Genomic DNA, 18,636 nt, shown 5'->3' on the forward strand with positions numbered 1-18,636 from the left:
CCTTTCTACATGCCTGACACGACTCCTCACCAGTCCGCCACGCGCCAGCGGGCTGTCAAAGCCGTGATCCCGGCGGCGGGGCTAGCCACCCGCTTCCTCCCGGCCACCAAAGCCGTCCCGAAAGAGCTGCTGCCGGTCGTCGACCGCCCGGTGCTGCAGTACATCGTCGAGGAGGCCGCCGCATCCGGCATCAGGGACATCCTCCTGGTGACCGGCCGCGGCAAGACCTCCATGGTCGATCACTTCGACCGCCGCCCCGACCTGGAGGCGCGCCTCGCGGAGAAGGGCGACACCAAGCGCCTCGAGGCGATCAAGCGCCCCGCCGAGCTCGCCGAAATTTACACGTGCCGGCAGGGAGAGCCGCTCGGTCTGGGGCATGCCGTCTCGTACGGCGAGTCGCACGTCGGCAACGAAGCCTTCGCGGTCCTGCTCGGCGACGAGTTCGTCGACGAGGCCGAACCCCTGCTCCCGGCGATGCTCGACCTGCAGGCGCAGACCGGCGGCATCGTCCTCGCCTTCATCGAGGTGGACCCCGAGGAGACCAACCGATACGGCATCGCCGCCGTCGAACCCTCCGATCACACGGTCGACGCCGGCGAGACGGTGAAGGTCACCGCGCTGGTGGAGAAGCCCAAGCCCGAAGAGGCGCCCAGCAACCTCGCCATCGTCGGGCGATACGTGCTGCCGCCGGAGGTCTTCGACGCGATCCGGCGCATCGGCCCCGGGGCCGGCGGCGAGATCCAGCTCACCGACGCCATGGCGCTGCTGCTGGCGGAGGGGACCCCGGTGCACGGCATCGTCTATCGCGGCACGCGGTACGACACCGGCATGCCGCTGGGGTATCTGCAGACGGTCGTCCAGCTCGCGGTGAAGCGCGACGACCTCGGTAAGGCGTTCAGCCACTGGCTGACCCAGTTCGTGGAGAAGGATCTGCGCGGGTGACAGCGGTTCCAGCGACGGGCTCCCACCACGACGCGGCGCGCGACGCCGGCGTCGGGCCGAACGCGCGCGTCCCCCTCGCCGGCTACCTCGCCGGCGTGCTCCGTGGGCTGCGCCCGTTGCCCCCGCTGGACCTGGAGATCACCGCCGCGCACGGCAACGTCCTCGCCGAAGACGTGGTCGGGCCGGGCCCCGTGCCCGCGTTCGACCACGCCGCCATCGACGGCTACGCCGCGCGCTTCGACGACATCAGCGACGCTCAGCCGGGCCGCCCGGTCCGGCTGAGCGTCGTCGGTGACCTGGTCGCCTCGAGCTGGCGCCCGGTTCGCCTCACCCCCGGCACCTGCTTCTCCGTCGCCGCCGGCGCGCTCATGCCGGTCTCCGCCGACGTCATCGTGCCGCCGGGCATGACCGACCAGGGGATGGCGGCGGTCGAGGTGTACCACCCGACCAAGCGCGGCCACGGTGTGCGCCGGGCCGGTGACGAGCTGCCCGCCGGCGCGGTCCTGGCCCGGGCCGGCGCCTACGTCACGCCCCCGCTGGTCTCGGTCCTCGCCGCCAGCGGCATCGGCCACGTCGTGGTCCGCCCGAGCCCGCGGGTCGTGGTCATCGCCACCGGCGACGAGCTCGTCGACGTCGGGCGGGCCAGCCAGCCGGGCCAGGTCGTCGACGCCAACTCCCACGCGCTGACCGCCGCGGCGGCCGAGGCCGGCGCGCACGCGTACCGCGTCGGCATCTGCGACGACGACCCCGAGGGCCTGCGCGGCCTGCTCGACGACCAGATGCTGCGCGCCGACCTGATCATCACCACCGGCGGCACCGGCACCGGCCCGGGCGACATGGTCCGGCGCATCCTGTCGCGCACGGTGGTCTTTTCGGACCTTTCGGTGTACCCGTGCTCGTCCATCGGCTACGGCACGGTCGGCGGCCCCAACGGCGTGCCGATCGTCTGCCTGCCCGGCGACCCCGGCGCCGCCCTGATCGGCTTCGAGGTGCTCGCCCGCCCGGTGATCCAGCTGCTCGCCGGCGCCGACCCGGTCTTCCGCCCGAGCGTGCGCGCCCACCTGCTGGAGACGGTCAGCTCACCTTCCGGGATGCGCGAGTTCCGTCCCGCGTACATCACGGAGCGCCGCGGCGGCGGGTACACTGTCGCTCCGCTGGCCGGCGGCCCGTACACCCTTTCCGGCCTGGCCGACGCCAACGGCCTCATGGTGCTGGGGGAGAAGGTCATCAGCGCGGCCGCCGGCTCCACCGTGGACGTCATACTCTTGGATAGGCGGCGATGAGTCAGCCCGGATGGCCTGCGGTTCTCACCGACGGACCGGTCACGCTGCGCCCGTATCGGCGCTCCGACGCACGCGCGTGGTCAGAGGTGCGCCGGGCCAACGAGCAGTGGCTCGGCAAGTGGGAGCCGACGCCCTACGGCACCTGGTACGACCTCAACTCCATCGCGGCCTTCCGCGCCGTGCACGCCGACCTGCGCCGCGCCGCCCGCCACGGCAGCGCGATGCCGTTCGCGGTCTGCTACGAGTCGCAGCTGGTGGGCCAGCTCACCCTCGGCAACATCGTGCGCCGCGCCTTCTGCTCCGGATACGCCGGCTACTGGGTGGACGCCCGCTACGCCGGCAAGGGCATCATCCCGACCGCGCTCGCCCTGGTCGTCGACCACGCCTTCAGCGTCGGCGGCCTGCACCGCATCGAGGTGAACATCCGCCCGGACAACCTCGCCAGCCGACGGGTCGTGGAGAAGCTCGGCTTCCGTCAGGAGGCCTACCATCATCGGTACCTCCACATCGACGGCGACTGGCGCGACCACCTCGGCTACGCGATGACCACCGAGGACCTCGCCGACGAGGGCGGCTCCTTGCTGCAGCGCTGGCACAAGTCCTCAGCGAACGCCTAGCCCCGTCTTTCGGACTTTTCGGTTATGCCCGGTTTGCTCGACCGGGCGTTTCGTCCTGCGTGTTGACGTGGTAGAACGCCGCGCGCGACGTATGGTCATGTGTCGGAGTTACCACGATGTAACTTCCACAGGCTTGAATGGCTCGCGCGCCTGGGGGACCGGCGCGAGAGGCTTGGATTAGGAGGCGTGAGGGTGCCGACCTCGGTGCTCCTCGCCGTCCTCGCCGCTGCTGGGCTTCTCGCCCTGGCGCCCGCGTTGGTGCGCCGATACGACGCAACAGAGCGGCTGGTGGCGGAGCGGGCGTTGTCGACCGCGCGGGTGCTGTCCCGCGCCGACCGACGTCGCCGCACCGTGCCCGGCCGCCGCCCGGTCAACCCGCCGCGCCTGCTCGTGCAGCGCGTCTCCTCGGCGTCGGGGCCTCTGCCACCGCCGCGCCGCGCCCTGACCCCCGTGCCCCCCACGGTCCGCCGCCGCGTGCACCGGGCGCCGCGGGCGATGTACCGCCGCCGCCGGGTCCTGCTCGCCCTGGTCCTGCTGAACATGGTCGAGGTGTGCGGGATCACGCTCGTCAGCCCAGGCTTCTGGGTCGGCTTCGCCGTCACCGGCGTCCTGCTGCTGACCTACCTGGCGCACCTGCGGACCCGGGCCCTGCGCGACCGCCGTCGCCGCCGCGAGGAGGCCCGCTACGCCGCGTGGATCGCCCGCCGCCAGGCTTTGGTCCGCCGCGAGCAGCTGCGCCGCGCGGCCGCGCGCCGCGAGGCCCTGTCCCGCCAGCTCGCCGAACGCGACCGCGCCCGCCGCGAGGCAGCGCGCATGCAGTCTCTGCGCGGCCGCCCGTACGACACCCGCGCCTCGGGCCAGTGACCCCCCGATACGGGGTATCTGATTCGCGTGCGCCTCAAGCCCTCTGTTACTCTTAGCGCCGGTCCGCTTCGGCGAACCGTTAAGGGGTTGTGGCGCAGTCTGGTAGCGCACCTCGTTCGCATCGAGGGGGTCAGGGGTTCGAGTCCCCTCAACTCCACCACAGGTCAAGGCCCGCTTCCGCATCTGGGAACGGGCCTTTCTGATCTTGTACAGCAGTGGCCTCGTTCACCCGACCGAGGCCCCTTCGGGCGGCGGGTGATTTGCTCGGGGTGGTTCACGCGCAGCTTGGTGAGGCGCCGTCACCGCGTGCCGGTGATCAACCGTTCACGGTTGAGGGTCACCGCCAGAGTTCGCCACCCGAGGCCGTCGAGGAGCAGCAGCAGGGCGGCGCAGCCGATGGCCAGCCCGACCGTCGCGTGGATCACGTCGAACGCGACGAGCGAAGTCACCACGGCGGTCGGGAGGCTCGCGACCATCCCGAGCTGCTGCGCGACCCGGACGTCGCCCACCCGCGCCGAGATGCCGATGCCCAGCCAGATCGACCATGCGGCCAGCAGCGGTGTGAAGACGATCTGGGCGACGATGTCCGGCCAGCGCAGCAGGGCCGGCACCAGGGCCGGCGCCGCGAACAGCTTCACGATCACGAGGAACGCGGTGTAGACGGCGTACGCGACCGCGACCGACGGAACGAGCGCCGCCAGCGCCTTGCCCAGCAGAAACTCCTCGCGACGAATCGGGGTGCTCAGCACCGGCTCCAAGGTGCCCTGTGTCCGCTCGCCCACCACCGAGTAGGCAGCGACCAGAGCGGGCACCAGCGCCGGGATGGCCAGCATGTACAGCAGCGCGTGCGCGTGCGCGATCGTCCCGGCCGCCGAGCCGGACAGCTTGAGGACGATCACCAGCGGTTGGACCAGGAAGATCAGCGGGATGATCGCCATCGCCGCCACGATCGAGTTGTTGCGTCGGTAGTCCCGTAGCTCCTTGCGGAAGATCGCCCGCACCCGCCGGCCACTGAGACTCATCCGCGTCGCGCCTCGCTGTCTTCGTCGACGAACTGGAGATAGACGTCTTCCAGCGAGTGGTGCGACTCGCCGATCGACAGCACGTCCGCGCCGGCCGTGACGAGGGCCCGGGCGACGGCCGGCGCCGCGACCGTCGGGTCGGTCACCGCCAGGACGTACCCGGCAGAGCCGTCCGGGTGCCACCCGTCGACTGCGGGGAGGCCCGCGAAGACACGATCGGGGTCCGGCAGCACGGCAGCTACGCGGACGGTGAGCGTCCTGGTGAACAGCTGTTCGCGAAGCTCGGACGGGCGCCCGATGGTGCGAAGCGTCGTGTTCAGGATCGCGACGCGGTCGCACAGGCGCTCGGCTTCCTCGAGGCGGTGCGTCGTGAGGAAGATCGTGACGCCGCGCCGCCGGAGCCCGTCGATCAGCTCGTGAACATCCCGGGCCGCGACCGGATCGAGGCCCGATGTCGGTTCGTCGAGGAAGAGCACCTCAGGGTCGCTGAGCAGTGCCCGGGCCAGGGCGACCCGCTGACGCAGGCCCTTGGACAGGGTGCCGCAGATGTCACGCGTCCGCTCGGCCAGATTGACGGCCCGCAGGGCGCTGTCGATGCGTTCACGCGGCTTGGGTACCTCGTAGAGGTCCGCGAAACAGGCGAGGTTCTCGGCGACGCTCAGGCGCAGGTACAGCCCCGGCGACTCAGGCATGATGGCGATCCGCCGCCGGATGGCCACCCCATTGTCCGGCGTCAGCGGGATCCCGGCGACCGTCCCCGAGCCCGAGGTCGGCGCGATCAGCGTGCCGAGGGTTCGCACCGTGGTCGTCTTCCCGGCGCCGTTGGGCCCGAGGAAGCCGAAGATCTCGCCGCGGGCAACCTCGAAGGAGACGTGCTCGAACGCAACCCGGTCGCCGAAGCGCTTGCTCAGATCACGTACGGACAGCGCCGCCGTACCTTCCGCTGTGCCACTGCTCATCGCCGACCCCGTCCGAGAAGCTGGTACCACCGCGATGTTGGCCCTGCCACCAGAGATGGTCAATGACCGAACGTCTGGTGTGGCCTGGGCGCCAGCAGGGTAGAAGGTGCGTTTCGCGCCAACTCAGCGACGTGGGAGGAAATCATGCCCGGGAAGCTGGAGGGCAGGGTCGCCCTCATCACGGGCGGCGGCACCGGCATCGGCCTGGCCACCGCCAGAGAGTTCGCCCGGGAGGGTGCCCACGTCTACATCGTCGGCCGCCGCAAGCCCGAACTGGACGCTGCGGCGGCCTCCATCGGACCCGCCGTCACCGCCATCCAGGGAGACATCACCGAGCCGGTGGACCTCGACCGGATCTACGAGCAGATCGGCCAGGAACAGGGACGCGTCGACATCGTCTTCGCCAATGCCGCCACCCTCGATCGGGTCCCGTTCGGCTCGATCACCGAGGAGCACGTCGACCGCGCCTTCAACACCAACGTCAAGGGCACGCTGTTCACCGCGCAGAAGGCCCTGCCACTGATGCCTGACGGCGGCACGATCATCTTGGCCGGCTCTGTTGTCGCCATCAAGGGCTACCCCAGCCAGGGCGTCTATGCGGCCACCAAGGCGGCGGTGCGGTCGTTCGCCCGCACGTGGACGACGGACCTGTACGACCAGGGCCGCGACATCCGGGTGAACGTGGTCAGCCCGGGCCCGGTCGGCACCGCGATGCTCGACGGACACCCCGAGGGGATGGAGATGCTCCCCGGCCGGCCCGAGGGGATGGAGGTGCTGGCCTCGCGCGTCAGCATGAAACGCCTGGGCCGCCCCGAAGAAATCGCGAAGGCCGTCACGTTCCTCGCCTCCGACGACGCCAGCTTCATCACCGGCGCCGAGTTCTTCGTCGATGGCGGGAATGCTCAGGTCTAGGACGACACGTTGTGAACTCGGCGGATCATTCAAATAGCGCATCCGCTCAGGCGGAAGCCGCGAACGATGAGACGGATGCCAACCTTGCCGCCGACGGCCTGGACCACCGACTGATGACCCGCACGACCCGGGCGGCGGCAGACGGTCTGGAGGAATGACCGTGGGCAGGGTCGGACCTGGACCACTGTGCCCCGTTGAAAAGGGCAGGCCGAAGGCGCCCGCCACCATCGGCCGAGCGTCGTTTGCCAGCCCCTCGTCCAAGTGAACGTGCGGTCTTGCCACGACGGCCCGCAACGGCCGCGCGGATGGCGACCGGAACAGGGCAGCGCAGCGGGACGCGGTTGGCCGGACAGCTTGTAGCGGCAACGCCAGAGGCCAGGCCGTGGCCGCGCCTTTCTCATGCGCCGTGTAGTGGGCGGCCTCAGGGGTAGCGCAGGGATGTCAGAGCGCCGGACCGGATCGAGGGGGTGATTGTCGATGGCCGAGGTGCTGTTCGTTCTGCCAGCGGCGAGCTACTGGACGTTGAAGGATGGGCACAGGCATCCCACCGGCTACTGGGCCGAGGAGTTCGTGGCCCCGTACAGCGCCTTTACCGAGGCCGGCCACGAGGTCACCGTGGCCACGCCGGGCGGCGTGGTACCCACGGTGGACATGCTGAGCCTGCGGCCGGACATGGCCGGTGGTGAGCAGAAGGCGCGCGAGGAGGAAGACGTCATCGAGCGGGCCGACGAGCTGCGGCGGCCGATCGCGCTGACGGACGCTCGCGTGGAGGACTACGACGCGGTGTACTACCCGGGCGGCCACGGGCCGATGGAGGACCTCGCGTTCGACGCCGACTCCGGAAAGCTGCTGGTGGACGCGCTGGCATCGGGCAAGCCGCTGGCCGTGGTGTGCCACGCGCCGGCTGCGCTGCTGGCCACCCGCGACGCGGAGGGCGGGTCGCCGTTCGCCGGCTATCGGATCACCGGCTTCACCGACGACGAGGAAGAGGCGGTGGGCCTGGCGTCCAAGGCGAAGTGGCTGATGGAGGACGAGGTCAAGAAGCTCGGCGTGGACTTCTCCCGCGGCCCGATGTGGCAGCCGTACACCGTGGTGGATCGCAACCTGTACACCGGCCAGAACCCCGCGTCCGCCGGACCGCTGGCCCAGCGGGTCTTGAGCGTGCTCAACTGAACGATGAGCCGTGACGAGGACAGGGAAGCCCTGGCCGCGCAGTTGCGGTCGTTGAGCCTGCCGGACCTGGCACGAGGTCGGTCATAGCGCCGGCTGGGCGGTCAGGTCGGCGAGGCGGGTCAGGGCGGCCGGCCTCGGCAGGTCGGCGCCCGCGGCGTACGCGTCGCGGTAGCCGTCCGGGCCGAGGCGGTCGGTCAGGGCGGCGACCAGCGCGCGCAGCGCGGGCTCGCCCTCGTCGAAGGCGCCGCGGATCGCCTCGCTCAGGCCCAGCGCGGTGGCCGCTTCGGCCGGGCGGTCCTCCAGGGCCAGGAGCTCGCCCACCTGCTCGGCGGCCCAGGCCAGGCCGTTGCTCTGGGCGCGGGTGAAGTTCGGGCGGACGGCACGGGGGAGCAGGGCGCGGGCCTCCGGAGCGGACCGGGCCGCCAGGCGGTTCATCAGCCTGGTGCCGGCGATCAGGTCCCGAGCCATCTGTTCCGGGTACGGCAGGCGGTGCACCTGGCCCTCCAGCGCGTCGAGGGTCTGCTCGGACGCCTCGAGCCGGCCCGCGCGCCGCTGCCAGTTGGCCAGGCTGAACTGCAGGCTGGCCTCGCGGCGGCGCTGGCCCGAGGTTGCGGCGCGATCCAGCATTGCGCGCAGGTCGCGGTGGGCGCCGTCCAGGTCGCCGCCGCGCATCCGTTCGCGGGCCAGGCGGTTGCGGGTCCAGTACAGGTACTCCTCGGTGCCGAGCTCGACGCTCAGCGCGACCGCGCGCTCGAAGGCGGCGATCGACGTGGCGAAATCGCCGCGCAGGGACGGGACCCGGCCGAGGGCCAGCAGGCTCATGACGAGGCCCCAGCGGTCGCCGGCCTCCTCGAAGCCGCGCAACGCCACCTCGCGGGCCCGGGCGCCGCCCTCGAGGTCGCCGGCCTCCACGAGGGTGAAGTTGTGTGCCCAGTTGGCGGTGGCGCGCTGCCACGGGTCCGGCGAAGTCAGGGCCAGCCGGAGGTGGCTGTCGGAGGAGTCGGCAGGCTCGGCGAGCTCGCCGGAGAAGGCGCGTTGCGTGATCCACAGGAGGCGGGCGGGGTGGACCTCGCGGGCCGCCGAGGCGGATCGGAGCAGGTCGAAGGCGCGGCGGGCCTCCGGCGGGACGGCGTCGCCGAGCTCGAGCAGGGCGCCCATGAACGTTTCCAGCTGGGTGTTCAGGCCGCGGTTCGCCCAGTACCAGAACAAGGCCCTGACGAAGCGGTACGCCCGAGGGGCGTCGCGGGCGGCGAGGGTGGATCGCAGGGCGGCGACCAGGTTGTCCTGCTCGGCGTCGAAGACCGCGATGGCGGCCAGCTGGTCGCGGGTGCGCAGCAGCGGCTCGTGGCGCTCGGCCAGGGCCAGAAAGTAGTCGGCGAAACGCGGGGCGATGTCCTCGGCGGCGTCGGACAGGCGGTCGGCCATGTAGGCGCGGACGGTCTCCAGCATGCGGTAGCGGTCGCCGACCTGCTGGACGATGGACTTCTCCACCAGGGCATCCACGACGTACAGCACATCGTCCGCCGGCAGGGACGCGTCCGAGCAGACCGCCTCCAGCGCGGCCAGGTGCGCGCCGCCGGGAAAGACCGACAGGCGGCGGGCCAGGGTGCGCTCGGCCTCGTCCAGCAGGTCCCAGCTCCACTCGACCATGGCCAGGAGGGTGCGCTCGCGCGGAAGTGCCGCGCGGCTGCCCGACGTGAGCAGGCGGAAACGGTCGTCGAGGCGGCGTTCGACCTGCTCCACCCGCATCGAGCGCAGCTTGGCCGCGGCCAGCTCCAGCGCCAGCGGCATGCCGTCCAGGCGGCGGCAGATCTCCACCACGGCGTCCATCGTGGACTCGTCGAGCGTGAAGCCGGGGCGGACGCCGCCGGCCCGGTCGACGAACAGGCGCACCGCGGCCGCGCCGGACGCCTCGGCGAGGTCCGGCTCGCCCGTCGGCAGCGCCAGCGGGCCGAGGTGGCACAGCGCCTCGCCGGTGATCGCGAGCGGCTCGCGGCTCGTGGCCAGGATCCGCAGCTGCGGCAGGCGGACGAGCAGCGCGTCCGCCAGCTCGGCGGCGGCGTCGACGAGGTGCTCGCAGTTGTCCAGCAGCAGCACCGCGTCGCCGACGTCGAGCAGCTCGGCCAGGCGGTCGGCGGCGGTCATCCTCGGCTGGCCGCCGCCGTCGTACAGGCGGCCGTCCGACGCGCCGACCACGCCGAGGACGGCGTCGGCGAGGCGGTCGGGCTCGCTCAGGCCGGCCAGTGGCACGAACCAGACCCGGCCCCGGTTGTACGCCACGTCCCGCGCCGCCACCTCCAGGGCCAGCCTCGTCTTGCCGGCGCCGCCGGGGCCGACGATGGTGACCAGGCGGGCCGCGGTCATCAGGCGGGCGAGCGCCGCGATCTCGTCCTCGCGGCCGACGAAGCTGGTCACGCTCGCCGGAAGGCGGCTCGGCGGGGCCTCGGCCGGCTGCGCCGCCGGGCGCTCCAGCTCGCCGCGCAGCAGGGAGAGGTACACCTCCCGCAGCTCCGGCGACGGATCGACGCCCAGCTCCTCGCCGAGCCGGGCGCGCATCTCCTCGTAGACGGCCAGCGCGTCCGACTGCCGCCCGGCCGCCGACAGCGCGCGCATCCGCAGGCCGGCCAGGCGCTCGCCGAGGGGGCGCTCCGCGGCCGCCGCGCCGAGGTCCGCCAGCACCTCGGCGTGACGGCCCAGGTGTACCTCGGCCTCGAAACGGTCCTCGACGACTCCCGCCCGCACCTCCTGCAGCCGCGTGGCCGCGTTGCGGGCGAAGGGCGCATCGAGCACGTCGGCCAGGGCCGGGCCCTGCCACAGCTCCAGCGCCGCGCCCAGCAGGGACGCGGCCTCCCGGGCCCGGCCCGCGGCCAGCTCGCGCCGGCCCTGCCCGGCCAGCTCCTCGAAGCGGTGCACGTCCACGTCGGCGGGGCGCACCGGCAGCCGGTAGCCGCCGGGCGCCAGCTCGACCGATCCGACGCCGTGCAACGCCTTGCGCAACCGGGACACGAGGCCCTGCAGCGCCGCGGCGGCGCCCGACGGCGGCTCCTCGCCCCACAGGTCGTCGATCAACGACTCAGCCTGCACCGGGCGCCCCGCCTCCAGGGCGAGCCGTGCCAGCAGCATCCGCAACCGGACACCCGGCACATCCACCGGTACCGCATCATCCGAAACCACTGCTACCGGACCAAGCAACGCAACTTGCACCCCGGCATGATCGCAGACGGCGTCAGCGGCTGACGAGCGCTGACGCGGGCCGGGCGGGCGTATCGGTGCGCTGTCAGAGCCCTGTGAGTGGCGAAGGCCATGGTTTCTCCATGCCTGCTTACGCCACTCCTGAACCGATCTCCGTCACCATCGAGCTCGCCGTCGGCGACGTGCGGCTCATCGCCAGCGACCGGACCGACACCGTCGTCGAGGTGCTGCCGAGCAACGCGGCCGACGACTCCGACGTGCAGGCCGCGGGGCAGACCCGCGTCGAGTACGCCGACGGCGCGCTGACCGTCCGCGGTCCGAAGTCCCCGGTGTTCGACTTCTCGAAGAAGACCAGGTCGGTCGCCGTGCTCGTCGAACTGCCCATCGGCTCCGCGGTGCGCGGTGAGATGTCCGTCGCGGACGTCCACAGCGCCGGCGTGCTGGGGGAGTGCCGCTTCAAGACCTCCGTCGGGGACTTCCGGCTCGACCGGACCGGGCGGCTCCGCCTGGACACCACCGGCCACGTCGAGGTCGGCGCGGTCGTCGGCGACGCCGAGGTCTCCACCGGCAGCGGGCGCGTGCACATCGGCGAGATCGACGGGGCCGTGGTCGTCGAGAACTCCAACGGCCACACCGACCTCGGCACCGTCACCGGCGCGGTGCGGGTGCGCACGGCCAACGGCGACATCCACGTTGAGCGGGCCGAAGGCGGCGTGGACGCGAAGACCTCCAACGGGACCATCCGCGTCGGTGAGGTGGCGCGCGACTCGGTCACGCTGCGCACCTCGACCGGCGACCTGGAGATCGGCGTCGCCGCCGGCACCGCCGCACAGCTCGACCTGAAGACCGGGCACGGGCGCGTGAACAACGCGCTGAACGGGCTCGACGGGGCACCGGGCGGGGCCGACGCCACCGTCAACGTCCGTGCGCACACCGGCTTCGGCGACATCACCGTCCGCCGCGCCTGACCACCAACCGCGAAGGGAGCCTTCCATGATCACAGCGACCGGACTGCGCAGGTCCTACGGCGACCACGTCGTGCTCGACGGCGTCGACCTGAACGTCCCGCGGGGCACCATCTTCTCGCTGCTCGGCGCGAACGGCGCGGGCAAGACCACCACCGTCAAGATCCTGTCGACGCTGATCCGCGCCGACGGCGGCAGCGCGCGGATCGCCGGCCACGACCTGGCCGCCGAGCCCGACGCGGTCCGGGCCGCGATCGGCGTCACCGGCCAGTTCTCCGCGGTCGACAACCTGCTGACCGGCCGGGAGAACCTGGCGCTGATGGCCGACCTGCACCACCTCGGCCGGGCGGCGGGCCGGCGGCGGACCGCCGAGCTGCTCGAGCAGTTCGACCTGGTCGACGCGGCCGGGAAGCCGGCCTCGACGTACTCCGGCGGCATGCGCCGGCGCCTCGACCTCGCCATGACGCTGGTCGGCACGCCCCAGGTCATCTTCCTCGACGAGCCGACCACCGGGCTGGACCCGCGCAGCCGGCGCAGCATGTGGCAGATCGTGCGCGAGCTCGTCGCGGGCGGCGTCACGATCTTCCTCACGACGCAGTACCTGGAGGAGGCCGACGAGCTCGCCGACCGGATCGCGGTGCTGGACAAGGGCAGGATCGTCGCCGAGGGCACGGCCGACGAGCTCAAGCGCCGCATTCCCGGCGGCCACGTCCAGCTGCGCTTCGCCGACCCGCACGACCTCGAGACCGCCGCCCGCGCCGTGGGTCAGGCGACCCGCGACGGCGAGGCGCTCGACCTGCGGGTGCCGCACGACGGCAGCCTCCGCGCACTGAAGGCCCTGATCGACCGGCTCGACGCGCACGCGGTCGAGGTCGAGTCGCTCAGCGTGCACACCCCGGACCTCGACGATGTCTTCCTGGCCCTGACGGGCAACTCCGACAAGGAAAAGGTGGCAACCCGATGAGCTACGCGCTGGCCGACTCCGCGACGATGGTGCGCCGCAACCTCAACCGCATGGTGCGGTACCCGTCCATGACGATCACGCTCGTCGGCATGCCGATCGTGTTCCTGCTGCTGTTCGTCTACGTCTTCGGCGGCACGCTCGGCGCCGGGCTCGGCGGGGCGTCCGGCGGGCGGTCGGAGTACGTGAACTACGTGACCCCCGCGATCATCCTGATGACGATCACGGCCGCGGTGCAGGGCACCTGCATCTCGGTCGCCATGGACATGACCGAGGGCATCGTCGACCGGTTCCGCACCATGGCCATCGCCCGGGTCTCCGTCCTCACCGGGCACGTCATCGGCAGCCTCATCCAGACCATGCTCGGCATCGCGATGGTCACCGGCGTCGCCCTGCTCATCGGCTTCCGGCCGACGGCGAGCCTCGTCGACTGGCTGGCGCTCACCGGCGTCCTGGCGCTGATGGCCTTCGCCTTCATCTGGCTGTCGGTAGCCCTCGGCCTGGCCAGCAAGACCGTCGAGTCGTCGAGCAACGTGGGCATGCCGCTGATCCTGCTGCCGTTCCTGGGCAGCGGGTTCGTCCCGACCGACTCGATGCCCACGGCGCTTCGCTGGTTCGCCGAGTACCAGCCGTTCACCCCGCTCATCGAGACCATCCGCGGCCTGCTGATGGGCACGCCGATCGGCAACAACGCGGCGATCGCCGTCGGCTGGTGCGTCGCCATCGCCCTCGGCGGCTACCTGTGGTCGAAGAAGCTCTTCAACCGCGAGTCCACCCGATAGACGCACTCGCAAACGGCCGCCGACCGATGAGGTCGGCGGCCTTTGCCGTCAAGGCGCTGCTGCCGATGAGTTTGCCCGCCGGACGACGTAGCAATGGGTATGACCTACACGATCGCGCTACCCATCGCGGACCGCCGCGCCGCACGGGACTTCTACACGGCCGCGCTCGGCCTCGAGCCGTTCGGCCCGCCCGGCGGCGACGGCATCCCCGAGCCGCTGCAGTTCGCCCTCGCCGGCGGCGTCTCGCTCATGCTCATACCCACCGGCGGCTTCGGCTGGGTGGTCGGCGAGGGCCGCCCCGCCGAGCCGGGCCGCAGCGAGTGCCTGCTCAGCATCGTCACCGCCGACGTCGACGCGGCGGTCGAGCGCGCCCACGCGGCCGGCGCCCTGATCGTGGCCGAGCCCGCCCAGCAGTCCTGGGGCTACGCCGCCACCTTCGAGGACCCGGACCGCCACCTGTGGATGATCCTGCGGCCCGACGAGCCCCGGTTTTGACCGGGGCCCGCCGGGCGGGGGCGATCAGTAGTTGCTGGTCTGGCCGGTGTAGGTCGCGCCCTGGTACTGGATGCCGCCCTTGGCGTAGGACGTGACGTCCTTGTCGTTGAGCATCGCCGTCAGGCAGTAGTAGGCGCCGAGGTTATCGCTCCAGCCGGACTCGCTGCACTGGTAGTACGCGCCGTCCGAATTGCGCTGGACGTAGCCACCGATGTAGGCCGAGCTGACCGCCGTGGACGTGACGCGCGTCCATACCGTGCGGCAGCTCGAGCTGTACCGCAGCTCGACCTTGCCGATCACCGTGCCGAGCTGGGTGTTGGTCGAGATGGTCCGCTGCACCGCGGTGGTGGCGCCGTTTGCGCACGACGTGTTCGCGGCCATCTGGCCGTCCCAGGTGGCCGCGGCGGCGCGGCCCGGCGTCACGACCAGCGCGGTGGCGACGACAGCGGCCGCCACCGCGACCGTCCTCAGGCGAGCGAGCATCGAAACATTCCCCTTCAGAAGATCAATGAAGCGGAGTCGATGTTGCGGCACGCGGGGGCGCGGGCGCAAGACTCCAGTGTCGGGAATGCGACGTCGTTTCGCGGGCCCTGATCGGCCGGCGCCGCCCCGCGGTCGGCGCCGGCCGGTCAGTTGCTCACGAACGTCAGCCCGTACCAGCCGAGGGACTCCTGGATGTCGGCGTAGTACGACCGCCACGTGCAGGTGGTGCCGGCCCCGCAGCTCACGACGGTGCCGTTGTCGCCGCCGGAGATGATGCCCTTGGCGATCACCTTGCCGTTGTCGGGCGAGGGCAGCGAGAAGACCGGGCCGCCGCTGTCGCCGCTGCCGCTGGCGACGGCGTGGTCGACTCTGCTCAGCCTCACGTCATGCGCTCCTTTGCTTGGTCGACGAACTTGATCGACGAAGAGGGATGGTGCATATCCTCCGAGCGCCGGTTGCCGCCCGGTTGTCGCCGGGTTACCGGCCGCGGTTGACGGCGCCCGCGCGGCGGCGCAAGCTCCCCGCGTGGCGAACGCGGGGGGTCGTGACGGGCTGTGGTTCGGTGTGCTCGGCGAGCTGGTGGCGCGCGACGGCGACCGGGAGCTCGACCTCGGGCCGCCGCTGAACCGGCAGCTGCTGGCCGCGTTGCTGGCACACGTCGGCGAGCCGGTGCCGGCCGGGGTGCTGGCCGCGCAGCTGTGGCCGGCGCTGGACCCGGCGGCGACCCGCAAGCGGCTGCAGATCGTCGTGCACCGGCTGCGCCGCGTCCTCGGACGGCCGGACCGGCTGCGGTACCGGGGCGGAACGTACACGCTCGTCGCGTCGGCGGACGAGGTCGACGCGCTGACCTTCGCCGAGCTGATCGGCGCCGCCCGGGGCACCCGCGCCGGCGGTGACCTGGCGGGGGCGCTCACCCGCCTGGAGGCGGCCCTGCGGCTGTGGCGCGGTCCGGCCTATGCCGACGTCGGGCACGGCCCGCGCGTCGCCGCCGAGGCCGACCGGCTGGCCGAGGAGCGGCTGCTCGCCATCGAGGAGCGCGTGAGCGTCGAGCTCGGGCTCGGCCGCGGCGCGCAGCTCGTGGCCGAACTGCGCGGCCTGGTCGCCGACCATCCGTATCGCGAGGTACTGGCCGGGCAGCTGATGCTGGCCCTGTTCCGCGCCGATCGCCAGGCGGCCGCCCTGGAGGTGTACCGGCAGGCCCGGGCGGTGCTCGTCGCCGACCTCGGCGTCGAGCCCGGCGCCGCGCTGCAGCAACTGCAGCACGCGATACTGCGCCGGGATCCGGACCTCGCCGCGCCCGCGCCCGCCGCGTCGATCCCCCGGGCGCTGCCGCACGCCGTCGCGGGCTTCGCCGGGCGGGAGCGGGACCTCGCCGCCCTGGACGCGATGCTGCCGCCGCCCGGTGAGACCGCCGCGCCGCTGGTGATCTCCGCGCTGTCCGGCATGGCCGGGGTGGGCAAGACCGCGCTGGCCGTGCAGTGGGCGCAACGGGTGGCGCACCGCTTCCCCGACGGCCAGCTGTACCTCAACCTCTCCGGCTACTCGACCGCCGGCGCCGTGCGGCCGGCCGAGGCCCTCACCGGGCTGCTGCGGATGCTCGGGGTGCCGCCGGAACGGGTGCCCGCCGACGTCGAGGCCGCGGCGGCGCTGTACCGCAGCACGATCGCCGGCCGCCGGATGCTGGTGCTGCTGGACAACGCCCGCTCCGCCGAGCAGGTTCGCCCGCTGCTGCCCGGCGCGCCCGGCGGCCTGGTGCTGATCACCAGCCGCGCGGCGCTCGGCGAGCTGGTCGTCCACGACGGCGCCCGGCGGGTGACCCTCGACGTGCTGGGTCCCGGCGAGGCACTGGAGCTGCTGGGCCTGCACCTGGGGCGGTCACGGGTCGACGCGGAACGCGACGCCGCCGCCGAGCTGGCCGAGCTGTGCGCGTACCTGCCGCTGGCCCTGCGGGTCGCGGCGGCGGCGATCGCGGACCGATCGTGCGGCGGCATCGCCCGGTACGTCGCGGAGCTGCGCACGCGCGATCCGCTCGCGGTGCTGGTGATCGACGGCGACCGGCCGGCGGTCCGGGCGGCGTTCGACCTGTCCTACCGGGCCGAGGAGCCGGCGACCCGGCGGGTCTTCCGGCTGTTCGGGCTCGTACCGGGCCCCGATGTCACGGTCGCCGCGATGGCCGCACTGGCCGGCGCGCCCGCGGCCGACGCCCGCCGGCACCTGGACCGCCTCGTCAGCGCGCACCTGATCCAGCGCTCCGCCGGCGAGCGGTACTCCGGCCACGACCTGCTGCGCAGCTACGCCCGCGAGCGGGCGCTGGCCGAGGACGACGAGCCGAACCGGGCCGGGGCGCTGGTGCGGCTGCTGACCTGGTACCTGACCGCCGCCGACGAGGCCGCCCGGCTCATGTACCCGAACGTGCTGCGGATGTGGGCGCCGCCGCCCGGCGCGGCCGGCGCGGGCCTGGAGCTGAGCGGAGCGAGCGCGGCGGCGCAGCTGCTGGACGCGGAGCTGCCCAACGTCATCGCGGCCATCCGCCACGCCGCCGAGCACGGGCCCGCGTCGATGTCCTGGCTGCTGGCCGACGCCGTCCGCGGCTACCTCGGTCGCCGGGGTCACATCGGCGACTGGTTCGCGATCGGCCAGGCCGCGCTCGACGCGGCCGGTGCCGCCGGCGACCCGCGCGGCCGCGCGACGGCGCACCTCAGCCTGGCCAACGCTCACTACACCATCGGCGAGTACGACGGCGCGGAGGAGCACATGCGGGCCGCGGTGCGGCTGGGCGACGAGCTGGCGTGGGAGCAGCTGCAGGCGACCGGGCTGGCCAACCTCGGCGCCGCCCTCTCCGACGCCGGCCGGCTGCGCGACGCCGTGCGCATCGCGGCGCGCGCCCGATCGATCGCCGACCGGGTCGGCCTGACGGCCATCAGCGTGCTCGCCCGCAACAACGCCGCCTACGCGCTGCTGCAGTCGGGCCGGCCGGCGGCGGCGCGGGCCGCCCTCGAGGCGGGGCTGGAGATCCTGTCGGCCGCCGGCCTGCCACCCAATCCGGTGCTGCTGGACAACCTCGCCTCCGCACACGCCCTGGCCGGCCGGTACCGCATCGGCGTGGACCTGCTCACCCGGGCCATCGCCGCTCGGCGAGAGCACCGCGACGTCCGCGCCGAGGCCAAGGCGATGATGCATCTCGCCAACATCCTCGGCGCGGCGGGCCGAGGGCGCGAGGCGCTCGACGCCGGCCTCGCCGCGGCCGCCATCGCCCGCGACTACGGCGACCGGCGCACCGAGGCCACGGCGCTCGTCGTGATCGCCGCGACGCAGCTGGCCGACGGGCGGACCGACGCGGCCGGTGAGACCCTAGCGGTGGCGGCCGAGATCGCCGCGGCGGGCCAGGCCAGGCTCGTCCGCACCGTCGTGCGGGCCGGCGGGGCCGAGGTGAGCCTGGCCCACGGTGCCGCCGAGGAGGCCCTCGCGCTCGCCGGCGAGGCGCTGGCCGACGCGCGAGCCAACGGGTTCGTCCTGGTCGAGGGCCAGCTGCTCACCCTCGCGGCCCGGGCCCGGCTGGCGCTGGGCGACGTCGCCGGCGGCGTCGAGCACGCCCGGCGGGCCGTGCGGCTGCGCCGCGCCGCCGGCCACCGGCTCGGCGAGGTCCACTCCGGCCGGGTGCTCGCGGATGCCCTGCAGCGCTCGGGCGAGGACGCGCTGGCCGGCGCCGCGCGGCGCCGGATCGCGCGGGTGGCGGCCGGCATCGACGCGCCGGCGGAGTCCGGCCGGTTCCTGTTCGGCGTCGGCTGAGCCGGGGGATCGACGGGGAAGAATCGGTTCGCCGGTACGGGCGCAAATCGCGGCTGTCGGGAATGGGACATCGTTTCGAAGCGAACGATTTCGGATCGGTACAGTGCGTGCCGCGTAAGGCCGCGCGCGAAGCGCTGAATGTCCACTTCGGACCTCGCCGGCGCGGCGGATTCACGAACCTTCCCGTTGATCGTGCG

The 18,636-nt window shown here is 72.9% G+C and carries 16 protein-coding genes and 1 tRNA gene; 12 read left to right on the plus strand and 5 right to left on the minus strand.

Annotation, left to right across the window (positions count from 1 at the left end; genetic code table 11):
• Window positions 1–9: 9 nt before the first annotated feature.
• The 5 genes from ABD901_RS11100 (at window position 10) to ABD901_RS11120 (ending at window position 3,866) form a co-directional block, all read left to right on the plus strand.
• Window positions 10–942 carry a UTP--glucose-1-phosphate uridylyltransferase gene (locus tag ABD901_RS11100; RefSeq protein ID WP_345124080.1) on the plus strand — a complete coding sequence of 311 codons (933 nt, stop codon included), beginning with the start codon at window positions 10–12 and terminating at the stop codon, window positions 940–942.
• Window positions 939–2,225 (plus strand): molybdopterin molybdotransferase MoeA, encoded by a 1,287-nt coding sequence (locus tag ABD901_RS11105; RefSeq protein ID WP_345124083.1) that lies wholly within the window; start codon window positions 939–941, stop codon window positions 2,223–2,225. The genes ABD901_RS11100 and ABD901_RS11105 overlap by 4 nt, the downstream gene beginning before the upstream one ends.
• Complete coding sequence (locus ABD901_RS11110) at window positions 2,222–2,842, plus strand: GNAT family N-acetyltransferase (RefSeq protein WP_345124085.1); 621 nt, start codon at window positions 2,222–2,224, stop codon at window positions 2,840–2,842. Before ABD901_RS11105 ends, ABD901_RS11110 begins: the two co-directional genes overlap by 4 nt.
• 186 nt (window positions 2,843–3,028) lie before the next feature.
• Window positions 3,029–3,706, plus strand: a complete 678-nt coding sequence (gene sepX, locus ABD901_RS11115) for a divisome protein SepX/GlpR (RefSeq protein ID WP_345124087.1) — start codon at window positions 3,029–3,031, stop codon at window positions 3,704–3,706.
• Between the two features lie 83 nt (window positions 3,707–3,789).
• Window positions 3,790–3,866 (plus strand) — tRNA-Ala (locus ABD901_RS11120).
• A 139-nt stretch (window positions 3,867–4,005) separates the two neighbouring features.
• Here ABD901_RS11120 and ABD901_RS11125 read toward each other — a convergent pair.
• Together ABD901_RS11125 and ABD901_RS11130 are read right to left on the minus strand one after the other, a co-directional pair.
• On the minus strand, window positions 4,006–4,728 hold the full coding sequence (locus tag ABD901_RS11125) for an ABC transporter permease (protein WP_345124088.1): 723 nt from the start codon (window positions 4,726–4,728) through the stop codon (window positions 4,006–4,008).
• The gene (locus ABD901_RS11130; RefSeq protein WP_345124090.1) at window positions 4,725–5,687 is read right to left on the minus strand and encodes an ABC transporter ATP-binding protein; all 963 of its coding nucleotides are present in this window, start codon (window positions 5,685–5,687) and stop codon (window positions 4,725–4,727) included. The genes ABD901_RS11125 and ABD901_RS11130 overlap by 4 nt, the downstream gene beginning before the upstream one ends.
• A gap of 144 nt (window positions 5,688–5,831) precedes the next feature.
• Between ABD901_RS11130 and ABD901_RS11135 the strand changes: the two genes are divergently transcribed.
• Together ABD901_RS11135 and ABD901_RS11140 are read left to right on the plus strand one after the other, a co-directional pair.
• The gene (locus tag ABD901_RS11135) at window positions 5,832–6,599 is read left to right on the plus strand and encodes an SDR family NAD(P)-dependent oxidoreductase (RefSeq protein WP_345124092.1); all 768 of its coding nucleotides are present in this window, start codon (window positions 5,832–5,834) and stop codon (window positions 6,597–6,599) included.
• A gap of 477 nt (window positions 6,600–7,076) precedes the next feature.
• Complete coding sequence (locus ABD901_RS11140; RefSeq protein WP_345124094.1) at window positions 7,077–7,772, plus strand: type 1 glutamine amidotransferase domain-containing protein; 696 nt, start codon at window positions 7,077–7,079, stop codon at window positions 7,770–7,772.
• Window positions 7,773–7,853: 81 nt separating this feature from the next.
• Here ABD901_RS11140 and ABD901_RS11145 read toward each other — a convergent pair whose 3' ends face one another.
• Complete coding sequence (locus tag ABD901_RS11145; protein WP_345124096.1) at window positions 7,854–10,922, minus strand: AfsR/SARP family transcriptional regulator; 3,069 nt, start codon at window positions 10,920–10,922, stop codon at window positions 7,854–7,856.
• Between the two features lie 164 nt (window positions 10,923–11,086).
• On the opposite strand from ABD901_RS11145, the gene ABD901_RS11150 reads away from it, so the two are divergent.
• The 4 genes from ABD901_RS11150 to ABD901_RS11165 all read left to right on the plus strand — a co-directional run bounded on the left by ABD901_RS11150 (window position 11,087) and on the right by ABD901_RS11165 (window position 14,167).
• Complete coding sequence (locus ABD901_RS11150; RefSeq protein WP_345124098.1) at window positions 11,087–11,932, plus strand: DUF4097 family beta strand repeat-containing protein; 846 nt, start codon at window positions 11,087–11,089, stop codon at window positions 11,930–11,932.
• A 25-nt stretch (window positions 11,933–11,957) separates the two neighbouring features.
• Window positions 11,958–12,893 carry an ATP-binding cassette domain-containing protein gene (locus ABD901_RS11155; RefSeq protein ID WP_345124100.1) on the plus strand — a complete coding sequence of 312 codons (936 nt, stop codon included), beginning with the start codon at window positions 11,958–11,960 and terminating at the stop codon, window positions 12,891–12,893.
• Window positions 12,890–13,672: an ABC transporter permease gene (locus tag ABD901_RS11160; RefSeq protein WP_345124102.1), complete on the plus strand. Its 783-nt coding sequence runs from the start codon at window positions 12,890–12,892 to the stop codon at window positions 13,670–13,672. The genes ABD901_RS11155 and ABD901_RS11160 overlap by 4 nt, the downstream gene beginning before the upstream one ends.
• Before the next feature lie 99 nt (window positions 13,673–13,771).
• Entirely contained in the window at window positions 13,772–14,167 is a 396-nt protein-coding gene (locus tag ABD901_RS11165; RefSeq protein WP_345124104.1) for a VOC family protein, read from the plus strand.
• A gap of 24 nt (window positions 14,168–14,191) precedes the next feature.
• Here the strand turns inward: ABD901_RS11165 and ABD901_RS11170 are convergent, their stop codons facing one another.
• Window positions 14,192–14,650, minus strand: a complete 459-nt coding sequence (locus tag ABD901_RS11170; RefSeq protein ID WP_345124106.1) for a DUF2690 domain-containing protein — start codon at window positions 14,648–14,650, stop codon at window positions 14,192–14,194.
• Between the two features lie 146 nt (window positions 14,651–14,796).
• Window positions 14,797–15,033, minus strand: coding sequence for a hypothetical protein (locus ABD901_RS11175; protein WP_345124108.1), 237 nt, complete (start codon window positions 15,031–15,033; stop codon window positions 14,797–14,799).
• Window positions 15,034–15,175: 142 nt separating this feature from the next.
• Between ABD901_RS11175 and ABD901_RS11180 the strand changes: the two genes are divergently transcribed.
• Entirely contained in the window at window positions 15,176–18,439 is a 3,264-nt protein-coding gene (locus tag ABD901_RS11180) for an AfsR/SARP family transcriptional regulator (RefSeq protein WP_345124110.1), read from the plus strand.
• The last annotated feature ends 197 nt before the right edge of the window (window positions 18,440–18,636 follow it).

The organism is Dactylosporangium darangshiense (assembly GCF_039537565.1).
Lineage (GTDB): Bacteria > Actinomycetota > Actinomycetes > Mycobacteriales > Micromonosporaceae > Dactylosporangium > Dactylosporangium darangshiense.